Origin of the sequence: Aerosakkonema funiforme FACHB-1375 (assembly GCF_014696265.1) — a bacterium.
Lineage (GTDB): Bacteria > Cyanobacteriota > Cyanobacteriia > Cyanobacteriales > Aerosakkonemataceae > Aerosakkonema > Aerosakkonema funiforme_A.
The window spans coordinates 43,460-58,692 of the sequence record NZ_JACJPW010000050.1 but is presented as its reverse complement, the minus strand read 5'-3'; the positions used below and the strand labels follow the sequence as shown (position 1 = coordinate 58,692).

At 45.8% G+C, this 15,233-nt stretch carries 10 protein-coding genes and 1 pseudogene; 7 read left to right on the top strand and 4 right to left on the bottom strand.

What is annotated here, in order from left to right; all coding sequences use genetic code 11:
• Positions 1-164 precede the first annotated feature (164 nt).
• Positions 165-665: an NINE protein gene (locus H6G03_RS19770; RefSeq protein WP_322111940.1), complete on the top strand. Its 501-nt coding sequence runs from the start codon at positions 165-167 to the stop codon at positions 663-665.
• 41 nt (positions 666-706) lie between these two features.
• Here the strand turns inward: H6G03_RS19770 and H6G03_RS19765 are convergent, their stop codons facing one another.
• The 4 genes from H6G03_RS19765 to H6G03_RS19750 form a co-directional block, all read right to left on the bottom strand.
• A complete protein-coding gene (locus H6G03_RS19765; protein ID WP_190467136.1) occupies positions 707-1,387 on the bottom strand; it encodes a DUF2996 domain-containing protein in 681 nt (226 codons plus the stop codon).
• A gap of 111 nt (positions 1,388-1,498) precedes the next feature.
• Complete coding sequence (locus H6G03_RS19760) at positions 1,499-1,774, bottom strand: MoaD/ThiS family protein (protein ID WP_190467131.1); 276 nt, start codon at positions 1,772-1,774, stop codon at positions 1,499-1,501.
• A gap of 130 nt (positions 1,775-1,904) precedes the next feature.
• Complete coding sequence (gene thrC / locus H6G03_RS19755; protein ID WP_190467128.1) at positions 1,905-3,206, bottom strand: threonine synthase; 1,302 nt, start codon at positions 3,204-3,206, stop codon at positions 1,905-1,907.
• 447 nt (positions 3,207-3,653) lie between these two features.
• Complete coding sequence (locus H6G03_RS19750; protein ID WP_190467124.1) at positions 3,654-3,914, bottom strand: MoaD/ThiS family protein; 261 nt, start codon at positions 3,912-3,914, stop codon at positions 3,654-3,656.
• Positions 3,915-4,268: 354 nt separating this feature from the next.
• Here H6G03_RS19750 and H6G03_RS19745 point away from each other — a divergent pair, with 354 nt between their 5' ends.
• The 6 genes and pseudogenes from H6G03_RS19745 to H6G03_RS19715 all read left to right on the top strand — a co-directional run bounded on the left by H6G03_RS19745 (position 4,269) and on the right by H6G03_RS19715 (position 15,075).
• Positions 4,269-5,072: an alpha/beta fold hydrolase gene (locus H6G03_RS19745; RefSeq protein ID WP_190467121.1), complete on the top strand. Its 804-nt coding sequence runs from the start codon at positions 4,269-4,271 to the stop codon at positions 5,070-5,072.
• Positions 5,057-8,368: a hybrid sensor histidine kinase/response regulator gene (locus H6G03_RS19740; protein ID WP_190467119.1), complete on the top strand. Its 3,312-nt coding sequence runs from the start codon at positions 5,057-5,059 to the stop codon at positions 8,366-8,368. Before H6G03_RS19745 ends, H6G03_RS19740 begins: the two co-directional genes overlap by 16 nt.
• Positions 8,365-10,323: an ATP-binding response regulator gene (locus H6G03_RS19735; RefSeq protein WP_190467116.1), complete on the top strand. Its 1,959-nt coding sequence runs from the start codon at positions 8,365-8,367 to the stop codon at positions 10,321-10,323. Before H6G03_RS19740 ends, H6G03_RS19735 begins: the two co-directional genes overlap by 4 nt.
• Positions 10,324-10,624: 301 nt before the next feature.
• Positions 10,625-12,904, top strand: a complete 2,280-nt coding sequence (locus H6G03_RS19725) for a hybrid sensor histidine kinase/response regulator (protein WP_199315378.1) — start codon at positions 10,625-10,627, stop codon at positions 12,902-12,904.
• 234 nt (positions 12,905-13,138) lie between these two features.
• A pseudogene (locus tag H6G03_RS39810) lies at positions 13,139-13,414 on the top strand (zinc ribbon domain-containing protein); the annotation flags it as partial.
• 164 nt (positions 13,415-13,578) lie between these two features.
• A complete protein-coding gene (locus tag H6G03_RS19715) occupies positions 13,579-15,075 on the top strand; it encodes an NACHT domain-containing protein (protein WP_190467114.1) in 1,497 nt (498 codons plus the stop codon).
• Positions 15,076-15,233 lie beyond the last annotated feature (158 nt).

Here is a 15,233-nt window from a genome sequence, read left to right as displayed (position 1 = left end):
TGATGGATGCTTCTCTATGTACTCTCTCAGTTGACTCATTTTGGGGAAGGTAAAACTCTATTTTACCATTGGCGATCGCAGTTTAGTTTATATGTTGGAGATCTCTAAAGATAAAAAGGAAAATTTTTTCTTTCACCTTTCCCAGTCGAAGATCTACGATCGGAATGAGAACTGGAAAATGTGAGTTCGATCGATCCATGAACGATGTTGGCACTAGCTATATATTGTGGTTTGCCTGCTTTCTCCAACTGCACGGGCTGCACCGCCTGTACAACCGCAAAATAGGCACGGGACTGTTGTGGTTTTTCACCTTTGGTTTGTTGGGAATAGGACAGCTAGTCGATTTGCTTCTCATTCCCGGCATGGTGGAAGAACACAACAGCAAAGTAAGAGCTAAATTGGGTTACTCTCCCAAAGGCATACCGTTAAACCAACCCGCCGTTACGGTAACAGTTCCACCCACCCGCGACCAGCTGATGGTGAAACTCGTCAAAGCAGCTGCTGCTAGAGGCGGCAAAATTTCCGTAACTCAAGCAGTAATGGATACAGGCGTCGGGTTTGGGGAAGTAGAAGCCGTCTTAAAGCAAATGCTGAAATCCGGTTATGTCACCGTGGACAATCACCCAACCACAGGTGTCGTAATTTACCACTTCCTAGAACTCTAAACTCATCTAGCCCCTAGCCCCTAGCCCCTAGCCCCTAGTCCCTAATTCCGCACCAACCATTTTTGTGCATTCAATCTTTGGACGACGCCAAACACCAACAAATCTAGAGTTATTTTGCGTTCGTCGATCAAGAAAGGTTCGAGGGTACTCGGTTTGCCGCCATTTTCCGCAAAGGAAAAAGCGCGTTGTCCTTGAATATCTTCATTGAAGAAATAGACGCGAAACTGACGCAGACCTTTGTTCCAACTGCCGATAATTTGCCAGCATTCCGGTTCTTTGGCAAAGCCAATAATGGGAATTTTTTGCTTTTCAAAAGATAGCTGTAAATCATTAACGCCTTGTTTGGCGAGTGCTGCTGTTATAGCTGGCAGATAGTCTTGTTGCACAAAATCTGCAAACGGCTTATCTTCAACACCGGGCGCTTTCTCTTTTTTGCCAGCAGGTTTTTTGGCTGGCTTTTCTTCTGTATCGCCACCTGCTTCTGCTTCTGCTTTGGGAGGCTTTTTCGCAGCTGCCTTTGCTTTGGCAGGTTTCTCCTCGGCGGCGTTAGGATTCGCTTCTGGGTTTACTGCTGTGGGATCGGGTGCATTTGCAGTGGGAATATCTGTCGTCGCAGGTGAGTCGGTGCTGGGAGCGTTTTCTTCAGCCACGCTGGGCGCTTGTTTATCGACAGTGCTGGGAGCGTTTTCTCCTGCTTCGTTATGATTGGTTTCTTCTGCCATGACTGGATTTTGGATTTTGGATTTTGGATTTTGGATTTTAGATTTTGGATTTTGGATTTTGGATTTTGGATAATCTAAAATCTCAAATCCCAAATGGTTGCCCTCATGTTTTCAGCCGCCAGCAACTGCGGGAACGATGCTCACTTCGTCGCCATCTTGCAGGGGTGTTTGAGTCCCATCCAAGAAACGGATATCTTCGCTATTGACGTAGAAGTTCAAAAAGCGGCGCGGTTCGCCTTTTTCATCGCAAAGACGCGCTTTTATGCCGGGACAGCTTTCTTCTAGGGAATCTAGCAGTTCGGCAATACTACTGCCGCTACATTCCAAGGTGGCTTTGTCGTTGGTGAATTTTTGCAGAGCGGTGGGAACTAAAACTTTTACGGTCATAGTCAGTTGTCAGTTGTCAGTTGTCAGTTGTCAGTTGTCTTTTTCCTATGTAGGGGCTTTCGCATTTGGGCGATAATTTTTCACCTTCACCAAAAAATTTCTCCTCAAATGCGAGAGCCCCTCCCAGTCCCTACACAAGAACTTGCTGCCATTCGAGGCGATCGAGTGTTTGGGCCCGTTCTAAGGCACGCTCGAAACTTTCCAGCTTCGGTTCGATCGTCAGCGGTTCGCCGATATAGCCTTGTACGGCTTCTTGGGTTTTCAGTCCGTTGCCGGTGATATAGACAACCGTTGTTTCTTCCGGGTCAATTTTACCCGCTTCTACCAGTTTTTTCAGCACGGCAACTGTTGTACCGCCTGCGGTTTCGGTGAAGATGCCTTCGGTTTCTGCCAGTAGCTTGATCCCATCGACAATTTCTGCATCGTTTACCGATTCGATGTTGCCGCCTGTTTTGCGGGCGATTTCCAATGCGTAAACGCCGTCAGCCGGGTTGCCGATCGCGATCGATTTGGCAATTGTACTCGGTTTGACTGGTTTGATGAAATCCCGCTCTTCTCGGAATGCTTGGGCGATGGGGGAGCAACCTTCTGCTTGAGCGCCACTGAACCGAACGTGCTTTTCCTCGACCAATCCCACTTCGATGAATTCCCGGAAGCCTTTGTAGATTTTGGTAAACAGGGAACCGGATGCCAGAGGCGCTACTATGCGATCGGGCAATTCCCAACCCAGTTGTTCTATTACTTCGTAACCCAAGGTTTTGGAACCTTCCGAATAGTAGGGGCGCAGGTTGATATTGACAAATCCCCACCCGTGTGTATTGGCAACTTCGCAGCAGAGGCGGTTTACTTGGTCGTAATTTCCTTGCACCGCCATCACGGTGGGGCCATAAATCAACGTACCGAGAACTTTACCTGCTTCCAAATCGGCGGGGATGAAGACACAACAGTCAAGACCGGCATGAGCGGCGATCGCAGCTGTAGAGTTCGCTAAATTTCCCGTACTGGCACAAGATACTGTAGAAAAACCCAACTCTCTAGCTCTAGTTAGGGCGACAGACACGACCCTATCCTTAAAGCTGAGAGTCGGCATATTGACGGCATCGTTTTTAATATATAGCTTTTTCAATCCCAGACGACGAGCTAAGCGATTTGCTCTCACCAACGGTGTCATGCCTGTTCCCACATCGATCGGGTTGTTGGTAGCGACCGGTAAAAACGGGCGGTAGCGCCAAATTGAGTTTGGCCCTGCCTGAATGGTTTCGCGGGTGACAGTGCGGCGGAGAGCATCGTAATCGTAAGCCACTTCCAAGGGGCCAAAACAGAACTCGCAGACGTGCGTTGCTTTGGGCTCGTACTCTGCACCGCACTCCTTACACTTGAGCGATTTAAAGGTGGCGGTTGTGGTTGCTTGGGCTGCGATCGTCTGGGTCATGGTGCCTGCTCTCCCTCGGTGTCTGTCAACTTTCGATTGATGCTAGCACGACCTCCACAGCGAGTCAAATATACCCGACCTTTTTTGTCGGGTTTGCTGTGAATACCTTAAATCGAAGGTTTCTACAAGTCATGAAACATTTCTACAAATAATGAAATATCTCTACAAGTTATGAAATATTTCTACAACTCATCCAGAGTTTTCCTGATAGACACTCGACTGGAAGAGTATCTATTCGGGCAAGGACTTTCAACAGCCCGATGCGATCGCGATTACCTACTGGTGGGATTGAATTCCAATAAATTTAAACAAAAGGCAATATTTTAGAAATTGATAACTTATGTAGAAAATTAAGTTTTGGATATTCTCAACAGCAACGTCCCAGGCTATAGACCCTTTTTTTTTAACTTTTTTCTTTTGACTTTTGACTTTTGACTTTTGACTTTTCTAACCTCCACTCACAGGTGGAATCAGCACCACCTCATCGCCATCTTGTAGGAGGGTATTGGGTTCGACAAACTCCAGATTGATGCCAAAGCGCGTCAAATCGCGCCATTGGGCGAGTTCGGGATGTTCGGCAATCAAACGCTCCAGCACAGCTGCGATCGGTGTGGCAACTGGGAATTCTAATACTAGCTCCGGAACGCCATAGGCTTCTTGGTAAGCAGCGAAGAGTTTGACGGTAACGGTAATGGGAGACTCGGACATGAGAAGGGGAGAGGGGGAGAGTGGGAGAGGGAGAGAATAAACAAGTCTCTCACAAACAGAAGGCTTTCTTAAACTTTTGTAGCTTTTTGAAATATCACATCAAACATAATTTTACCTCATGTCACAGGCAAGAGGGCTGAATACTGCGATACTAATTCCATAGAAAATCTTAATTTTTGCTGGAGAATGGCAGACAGAAATTATTTGGCTAATACCTCATTTTCAGACAGGTGTCAAATACCGTATATTCTCGTAGTCTAGGTATTAGCCAAAGTTTTATCGTAGTTGATATAGCCTTAATTTGTTCTTAAGTTAAGTTGTTGAGTAAGTAAACAAAAAAAGGATTGCTAGCTTATGAAGACTACTAGCATAATGCAGCGCAATAACGTCAACGTTTTAGGTAGCGGCGATCGGACGATCGTCTTTGCCCACGGCTTTGGCTCGGATCAGACCGCGTGGCGACAACAGGTAGAAACATTTGCGCCCAATTTTCGCATCGTACTTTTCGATCACGTCGGCGCGGGTAAATCAGATTTTTCTGCTTACAGTCCGCGTCGCTACAGCAGCCTCTACAGTTACGCAGAGGATTTGCTCGATTTGTGTGCCGAGTTAAAGCTAACTAAAAGCATTTTGGTCGGTCATTCTGTTAGCGGTATGGTTAGCCTCTTGGCAGCATTAGTTGAGCCAGATTGCTTCAGCGATCTGATCTTTCTGGATGCTTCTCCCCGTTATCTCAATGATGTTGGATATTACGGTGGCTTTGAGCAGGATGAATTGGATGCCTTTTACGAAGCTATGTCAGCCAACTATTATGCGTGGGCAAGCGGCTTTGCTCCCATAGCAATGGCTACCGAAGATAAACCCGAGTTGGCGGCAGAGTTTGCCAGAACTCTGGCAGCAACTCGTCCCGATATCGCCCAAGCGGTTGCTAAGGTAATTTATCAGTCGGATCACCGAGCTGATTTGTCGCGACTGAAGGTCCCGACTGTAATTCTACAGGCGAGTGATGATATTGCCGTACCACCTCAAGTCGGGGAATACATGGCAGATAAAATTCCTCAAAGTAAGCTTGTTCGGATCGACGCACGAGGTCACTTACCTCATATCAGTGCGCCTGAGATAGTAACGAGTGCGATCGCTCAATGTCTTGCCGCATAACAGAAAATAATTTGGGTTCTCAGTTACCATTTCATCATCCCGATCGACTGCCGACTTTTGAAGCCGTCTCCATCGGTCTTGCTATCTTACTTGTCCTGTTGGGTGTGGTGGAGAAATGGACACTCCTGTGGCTGTTAGCACCAGGGATATTCACATTCTGCACCCTACTCCCTCTTTCTCCACTGCGAGTTGCGCCGTTCCTGGGATTAGGGGCATTGCTAATCGGAATACTGCACGGTGATGGGATGCTATTGCGTCCGGCAGTTGAAATAGCAACTTTACCATTATTCGGCAGCTTAATTCGTCGGTTTTTGCAAAATATCGAGTGGCGATTGGCTTCTCAATCCGTGCTGGCTACTCTTTCGGAAATTGATATAACTGCCAAGTACGGTAGCGGGGAAATTCGGGCTAATACAATTATCAGTCAGGTTTTGACTTTACTGCGCGACTATGCTTGTGCGGATGCGGCGATCGCTCTGCGGGAACTAGACGAGGTGACGGCAGAAGTTTTGGTAAGTTTGCCTTCCAGAACTTTACCCGCTCGCTTGACTACGCCAGCACTTTTCGCGGAAGCGCTCTCCCAAAATCGCTGTCTTTATTATATAGATTACCCGTCCACTCCCAATGCTTTTCACGTATTATTAGCCAAAGGAACTAAATCCCTGGCGGTGTTGCCACTGCAAGATGAAAGCAGTTTGCGGGGGGCAATTTTGCTCATTTGGTATCGCCAAGCGAATATCTCTTCGCACTTGCAGCAGTTGATCGAGTCGCTACTCGGTCAATTGCGAACTTTATTGAAGTTTAGCGATACTACCCTACGCCTGGATAAATTACAAGCACGCTTCAGCGCCATGTTAGAAACAATTCATCAAGGAGTCGTGTTTGTTGATGAAAGTGGCGAACAAGGTTGGATAAATCAAGCGGCGGCGGCGCAACTCCAACTAACTCCAGGCGCTGTAGAACCGAGTGCGATCGCATCTGCAATGGCAACTTTACGCACAAGCGCCGATAATCAAACAGAAATAGCAGCACAAGCGGCAAAATTTTTCACCAAACCTCAAGCAGAAATTCGTAACTGGAACTGGATTTTCTCACAACCGCAACCAAAAGTCCTCAGTATTGCCAGCACTTCTACTAAAGTGCGGGACGTACCGGGGCGTCTGTGGATATTAGACGATATTACCGAGCGCTATTTCGCTCAACAATCTCTAGTCGAACGTTCCCAAGAACTATTTCAGGCGAATCAAGCATTGGAAAAAGCAAAGGCAGCTGCTGAGGTAGCTACTCAAATCAAAAGTCAATTCCTTGCCAACATGAGCCATGAAATTCGCACTCCCATGAATGCCATTATCGGCATGATCGGTTTGTTAATAAATACAGAACTTTCTGACCAACAGCGAGATTTTGCCGAAACCATCCAAAGCAGTGGAGATAATTTACTCATGCTGATTAACGATATTCTCGATCTGTCTAAAATTGAATCCGGCAATATGGAGTTAGAAGAAGCTCCTTTAAATCTGCGAATTTGCGTTGAAGAATCTCTCGATATGTTAGCTTTTAAAGCCGCCGAAAAAGGGATTGAATTGGCTTATCTGATCGACCTAGAAACTCCTAATACGATTGTGGGCGATGTGACGCGGTTGCGCCAAATTTTGGTGAATTTGCTCGCCAATGCAGTTAAGTTTACCAAAACAGGAGAAGTAGTAGTTTCAGTAGTAGCTTTAGCGTTAACCGATGGCGGTGAAGAATCAACAGATAGCGATGAAAAGCAATACTTAATTGAATTTGCTGTCAGAGATACGGGCATCGGTATTTCTGCGGACAGGATCGATCGCTTATTTCAGCCTTTTAGCCAAGTCGATGCCTCGACCACGCGCCAATATGGCGGTACGGGATTGGGATTGACGATCGGCAAACAGCTCAGCGAAATGATGGGCGGTAGGATGTGGGTAGAAAGTCAAGTGGGTGAGGGTTCCACATTTTATTTCACTATAGTGGCAGCATCAGCTCCCGATATATCGCCTCTTGCTTCTCAAAATCTCCCGCCTCAGCTAGATGGCAAACGCCTTCTGATTGTGGATGATAACTTTACAAACCGAGAATTATTAACACTGCAAGCACAATCTTGGCGAATGCTAGCGCGTGCGGCTGAGTCTGGATATGAAGCTTTGGAATGGCTGCATCAAGAGGAACCATTTGATATTGCTATTTTGGATATACAAATGCCGGAAATGGATGGTTTAACTCTAGCAACAGAAATCCGCAAACTGGGTAAGTACAAAAAATTACCTTTAGTCGTGTTAACTTCCATAGGCAGACTGTCAGCAAGTCATCATACCTCAGAGGTAGATTTTGCAGCTTTCCTAACTAAGCCGATCAAACAATCCCATCTCTATAATGTTTTAAGCCACGTTCTAGGAGAACAGCCGCAACAAATTAAAGCATCCCGCCCTATTTTGCCGCAAATAAATCCCCACTTGGCAGAAGAGTTACCTTTGCGAATACTGTTAGCGGAGGATAATAAAGTCAATCAAAAAGTAGCTTTGCATCTGTTACAGTTAATAGGCTATCAGCCAGAGGTGGTCAGCAATGGATTGGAAGCGATCGCCGCACTGCGTCGCCAATTTTACGATGTGGTGTTCATGGATATGCAAATGCCAGAAATGGATGGATTGGAAGCTACTCGCTGCATTTGGGAACAATGGCCTACAGGTGAGCGTCCGCGAATTATTGCGATGACAGCAAACGCCATGCAAGGCGATCGCGAAATTTGTATAGCTGCCGGTATGGATGATTACATCAGTAAGCCTGTTCGCCTTGAAGATATTGTCGCTGCGTTAAGCAAATGTCAGCCTGCTTCATCAACGGTCAGCAATAAAGAACAACCGACAACTGATACAGGCGAGATGCCTGCGCCACAACAACTGACACCTGACAAATCAGTCGTCGATGCCAAAGTACTGGCATCTTTCCGCAAAATGATCGGGAAAAACGCTGAAGATATTCTATCCGAATTGATAGATTGCTACCTGGAAGATGGCCCTAAATTATTGGCAGATATCGCTACCGCTATAGCAGAAGGAAATGCAAGTAAATTGCGCCAAGCAGCTCATACCTTGAAGGCAAGTAGTATGACCTTGGGAGCGACAAATTTATCTAATTATTGCAAAGAGTTAGAAACTATGGGGCGAAATGGGCATACTAAAGAAGGCAAAGAAAAATTACCTCTTCTGGAAACTGAGTATGAAAGAGTCAAAGTAGCTTTGCAAATAGAACGTCAGCAACACAAGGTATGAATATCTCTACAGACAAAAAAGATGCACCGCTAATTCTGGCGATCGACGATGACAAATTCATGCGACTTCAGCTTCGCAGGGCGATGGAAGAAGTTGGGTATCAAGTGGTAGAAGCTGCTAACGGAGAAGAAGGATTAGTTGCTTATACTCGTTGGCGTCCGGATATCGTGTTGCTGGATGCGGTAATGCCGGTGATGGATGGGTTTACTTTCTGCAAACTAATCCGAACGGAAAATATCTGCCAAACGCAATCTCTTTGCAATCCCCCGCCTGTACTGATGATCACGGCGCTGGAAGATCGAGAATCTGTCGATCGAGCTTTTGAGGCGGGTGCGAACGATTACATCACCAAACCCATCCATTGGGCTGTCTTGCGTCAGAGGGTGCGCCGTTTGCTGGAAGCTTGTCGCGCCGAAATCGATCGCCAGCGTTCAGAACAAAAAATTCGCGAACAAGCCGCTCTACTGGATATCGCCACTGAAGCTATTTTAGTGCAAAATCTGGACAACCAAATCTTATTTTGGAACAAAGGTGCTGAACGTTTGTATGGCTGGAGGTCGGAAGAAGCGATCGGTAAAAATGTCAACCAGCTGTTGTACAAACAAGTTCCCCCCGAACTGGAAAGCGGACAGCCAATTTTTGATGAGGCTGGTTCCTGGCAAGGTGAATTGCTTCAAGTCACCAAATACGGCAAAGAAATAATCGTGGAAAGTCGGTGGACGCTGGTGCAGGAGGAACAAAAGCAACCTAAATCAATCCTGACAGTTAATACCGATATTACAGAGAAAAAACAACTGGAAACGCAATTTCTGCGGGCCCAGCGCATGGAGAGTATTGGCACTCTTGCTAGCGGCATCGCTCACGATTTAAACAATGCGCTTGCACCAATTTTGATGTCTGTGCAACTTCTAGAAATGAAATGTCACGACGAACACAGTCAGCGATTGCTGAAAATTCTGGAAGCCAATACGAAACGCAGCGCCGATTTAGTCAAACAAGTGCTATCTTTTGCGCGAGGGCTGCAAGGCGATCGCACTAATCTTCAAGTAGCGCATTTAATATCGGAAATTGCCAAAATAGTCAAACAAACATTTCCCAAATGTATTGAAATTTATACAGATGTGCCAAGCTCAGAAATTTGGACTGTTTGCGGCGATGCGACGCAATTGCACCAAGTTTTGATGAACCTCTGCGTCAACGCTCGCGACGCCATGCCCAAAGGCGGAATTTTAAATGTGGTTGCGGAAAATATTTTTATCGATGAAAATTATGCCAGGATGAATATAGAGGCGAAAGTTGGTAAATATGTGGTAATTACCGTTTCGGATACCGGAACAGGCATCCCACGGGAAATATTGGATCGCATTTTCGAGCCATTCTTTACCACAAAAGAACACGGTAAGGGTACCGGGTTAGGACTCTCAACCGCAGTTGGCATTGTCAAAGGACACGGGGGTTTTATCAATGTCTATAGCGAAGTGGGAAAAGGGACAAAATTTAAGGTTTGCTTACCAGCAGCATCAACAGATGAAAGCAAGTTCAGCCAAGAGATCTATCGAGAATTACCGAGAGGAAACGGAGAATTAGTTCTGGTAGTTGATGATGAAGATGCCATCCGCGAAATCACCAAAACTTCCCTGGAAAGTTATAATTATCAGGCGATCGGTGCTAGTAATGGCATTGAAGCGATCGCCTTATATGCGGAACGAAAAACAAATATTAGCGTGGTGTTGGTCGATATGATGATGCCGATGATGGATGGGCCGACAACTATCCGCACGTTGCAAAAAATTAACCCCAATGTCAAAATTATTGCCATTAGCGGATTGACCTCAAACTCTCAGGTGACCGAGTTAAATCGTCAGAGCGTACAAACTTTTTTACCAAAACCATTCACTTCCGAGGAATTGTTAAAAAGCTTGCGATCGGTTATCGCTACAGACGGGAAGAATTAAAGTCAAAAGTCAAAAGTCAAAAATCAAAAATCCTTATATGAGGATTTTTTGCCAATAAGGTGAAAATTGCTCGCTCGGCACGGGCATACTGAATGTAGATTATATAGTAGTCGTCAATTATGAGTTTGACTCTCTCGGACATAAGGTGATAAGTAAAAATTATTTATTGGCACGAATGGTTGGTGGGTAAGGCATTTCTCTGCCCCATGCCCCATACCCTATGTCCTATGCCCAAAAAACTGCGTTTTGACCACAAGTAGGGGAGAGCCAAACTTTTTAAAGAACTCCAGCCAAATCAACTATGAATACCTCCGATTCACCGAAACATTCAACCCTCATCCTCGTCATCGACGACGACAGGTTAATGCGAATTCAGCTTCGCCGAGCGATGGAACAAGAAGGTTACCAAGTGGCAGAAGCTGTGGACGGAGAAGAGGGATTAGCAGCCTATACTTGCTTAAAACCGGATATAGTGCTGGTAGATGGTATGATGCCGGTGATGGATGGCTTTACCTGCTGTAAGCTCATCCGTTCCCTCCCAGGAGGCGATCGCATTCCCATATTGACGATCACGGCGCTGGAAGATGAAAAGTCAGTAGACCGAGCTTTTGAGGCAGGTGCGATCGATTATATTACCAAGCCGATCAACTGGGCTGTACTGCGTCAGCGGGTACGTCGGTTGCTGAAAGCTTCTCGCGCCGAACAAGAATTGCGACAGCAAACGGAAAGAGAGCGATTGATCGATAAGATAGCGCAGCGCATCCGTCAATCTTTGAACTTGGAGAAAATACTCAATACAACAGTAGCGGAAGTTAGGGAATTTCTGCAAGCCGATCGCGTGCTGATTTATCGCTATGACCCCGACAGTCAGGGTAGGGTAGTAGTGGAATCGGTAGGCGATTGTTGGATACCAATTTTAGGAAAAAAAATTGCCTATCCCTACTTAGGAAAAAATTATATCCCCGCTTACCAACAAAACCGCATTCAAGCCAAAGCCGATATATACACACTGGGACTGCCTCAATCTTTGCTCGACTTGCTAGCTGGATTTCAAGTCAGGGCTCATTTAGTAGTACCGATTTTGCAAGATAATTCCGAATTCTTAGTTTTGAATTCTCAATTAGAAAATCCCACGCCAAACTCCCAATTGTGGGGGCTGCTGATTGCCCATCAGTGTAGCGGCCCAAGACAGTGGCAGAATTTGGAAATAGACCTGCTCAAGCAATTAGCAACTCAGGTAGCAATTGCCATCCAACAATCAGAACTATATCAACACTTGGCGCGGCTCAATACCGACCTGGAAAAACAAGTGCAGGAACGTACAGATCTGTTGCAGCAGGCGCTCAACTTTGAAGCAATGCTCAAACGGATTACCGACAAAGTGCGCGATACCCTCGATGAAAGCCACATTTTACAAACAGCGGTGCAAGAATTAGCGCTGGGACTGAAAGCAGATTATTGCTGTACCGCACTATACAATCTCGAAAAAGCTACTTCTAGCATTTGTTCCGAATATGCAATTACATCGCCATCGGATCGCAATCGCGTCCTGCAAATGGCTGATTTCCCTGGCATTTACTTTCAGCTTCTGCAAGGTCAGTATCTGCAATTTTGCGAAATAGCTTCCCACTCGATACGGCAAGTTCACCATCGCGTTGCTGTGCTGGCTTGTCCGATTTTAGATAATCAAGGCGTGCTGGGCGATTTGTGGTTGTTAAAACCGGAAGAATATGTGTTTAATGAATTAGAAATTAGATTGGTGCAGCAGGTAGCCAATCAATGTGCGATCGCGATTCGCCAAGCTCGACTTTACCAAGCAGCACAAGCTCAAGTCCAAGAACTAGAAAAACTCAACCGCCTCAAAGACGACTTCCTCAATACCGTCTCCCACGAATTAAAAACACCAGTATCCAACATGAAAATGGCAATTCAAATGTTGGAAGTTATGCTGAATCAGCAATGCGGATTCAATCCAGAACTAGAAAATAACCGTGAAAGTAACACAGCCGCTCGTTACTTCCATGTTTTGAATGATGAGTGCGAGCGAGAAATTAATTTAATCAACGATTTACTGGAATTGCAGCAACTCAACGCCGGAACTCTCCTGCTTGACAGAAGAATTATTCATTTACCAGACTGGATTCCTCATGTTGTCGAACCTTTTGAACAACTTATCTACGACCAGCAACAAATTTTAGAAATTGACATTCCTCGGCAACTGCCTCCCCTGGCTTCCGACCCATTCAGTCTCAAGCGTATCCTCACAGAATTGCTCAACAATGCTTGTAAGTACACCCCAGCCAAGGGAAAAATTACAGTCAGCGTTCGCATTAACTCGGACAAGATTCAGTTAAGCGTGAGCAATTCTGGCATCGAAATTCCGCGTCACGAAATGCAGCGCATTTTCGATAAATTCTACCGCATTCCCAGCAATGACCCCTGGAAACATGGCGGCACGGGGCTGGGACTGGCACTTGTGGATAAACTGGTAAGTTATTTGGGAGGCTCGATCCAAGTTGAAAGCGGATCGAGACATACTACCTTCTTAGTGGAATTACCGATAATGTCTGATGGGAAATAATCGCTTTTCCTTTATCGGTTGAGCTTGAGCTTTCTTCCTTATAGCTGAGGCGATCGCTAGGTGCGATCGATTATTCTTGTGACTGTTGCACAACAGCGACAATCGCCTGTGTGCCTAACTTTATTAGTTGTGCGTCTGTTCTTGGAGAGCGATCGCAACTCCATCTCAAAATTCTCTGTTCAAATTACAGAGGAACACCGGAGGCTGAAAGCCACAAAAAGCGAAATGCTGCCACAATTCAAATTGAGTACTAGAACTCATCAATGTCCTCACTGCAAAACAGTTTTAGATCGTGACTGGAACGCAGCAATTAACATTCTCAAAAAAGGGTTGAAATATTTGGGGGAATACCTCAACGGTACTGTAGGGCATACAGAAACCGACCCAAACGACTGGGGAGAGTCCGGCCTCTGGGTCTTTAACAGAGATGTTGAGGATTTAAGTCGTCTCATTGAGCCAGTAATCCCAAGAAGTGATTCTGGGAGAATCCCCCGTCACAGCGAAGCTTGACGGTGGGAGTATGTCAAGCAGCAACATTCGATATTGGGCTCCAAACAAGCCAAAATTGAGATATAGCAACAGTGAAGGCGGTTAAGGCATTCTTAATTCCTGAAACTCTCGCTCCTAATCCCTTCTTCCCCTAACCCCTAGCCCCTAGCCCCTAGCCCCTAGCTATGTCAAATTCGCTTTCGGCATCAACGGAAGGACTGGCGATCGTAGACAAAGCGCGTCAGCGTCGCGGTTGGACGAAAACCAGTACGGCTCGTTGGTGGCAGGACGCTCATACCTCTAGAGCTACTTTACGTCGATTTTGGCAGGGCGATCGCATCCAGCGAGACATTTTTATCGCCATTTGTCAAGCGGTTGGTATTAGCAATTGGGAGGCGATCGCCAATTCTTCCAATCTCAACTTTGAACCTATTCCAGAAAAAAATATACCCGATCTTGATTGGAATGAAGCACCGGATGTCGAAAGTTTTTACGGACGCGATCGCCAATTGGAACAGCTAGAACAGTGGATTATAACAAATCGCTGCAAGTTAATCGCAATTGTTGGTATTGCCGGCATTGGCAAAACAGCATTAGCACTTGCTTTAGCAGACCGAATTCAGTCAAAATTCGATCGTTCCATTTGGCGATCGCTTCAGTCTTCTCCATCTCCCATATCCCTGCTAGACAGCATTTTGAACGCGATCGCTCCCACTGTCGTTGGCGATGTTCAACAAGGTATAGCGCAACTTTTACACCACCTGCAACAACGTCCCTATCTGCTGATACTCGATGGGTTGGAAGCAGTTTTGTCCAAAAAAGAATACGCGGCTGAATATCATCAATTATTAGATAAATTAAGTCGCGATCGCCATCAAAGCTGCATCCTAATTACCAGTTGCGAACAACCAAAATCAATCGGAATTGACACAAAAACAGTTCGCTGTTTGAACCTACAGGGTTTGCCAAAACCAGATGCTGTGGAATTATTGCGATCGCGAGGATTTACAGGCAAAGAACTCGGCTTATCTGCCTTAATTCAACTGTATCGCGGCAACCCGTTAGCCATTAAACTTGTCACCCCATTAATTCAGTCTGTATTCGGCGGGAATATCGCCGCATTTCTCAATCAAAACACTTTAGTAATTAGCGAGCGTCTGCAAACAATCCTCAAACAGCAATGCGAGCAACTTTCTGACTTAGAGCGAGAAATTCTTTACTGGCTGGCGATTTGGCAAGAGCCTGTTTCTTTCTGCCGATTGCAAACCCATTTTCTCATCTCAGTCGATCCAGCAGCGGTTTTGGCAGCAATTGCCAATTTAGACAGGCGATCGTTATTGGAAAAATGGTTTAATGCAGAGGAATCCTCCTTTACCTTGCAACCGCTGGTAATGAAAATAGTAACCGATGAGTTGGTCGAACGCGCTGCACTAGAAATCGATCGCGCTGTGCAAAGCAACGATATTCGTCATTTTAAGATATTGCGAACCCATTGGTTAGTGCGACCCGGTACCGATGATATTGCAGGCGATCGTATTTTAAACCAACTGCGCGAAAGATTGTGGCGCGTGCATGGGGCGACTCTTCCAGAAAGCCTCCGCCAAATCTTGTTGCTTCTGGGCGATCGATCTCCTTTGGCGATCGGTTATATCGGTTGTAATATCATGGCACTTCTGCTTTAAAAATTCGGCTTTCCCGTTTTTGTGGCGATAATAAAAGCATATCTAAATGTAGGGTGGTTTATGGGAGTTTAGACTAGATTCCACTATTAAGGGATAGCAGGAGCGAGCGCCCTTTACCTTTATTGGCTAAAAGGCAATTTACGATCGCCCTTGTTTTG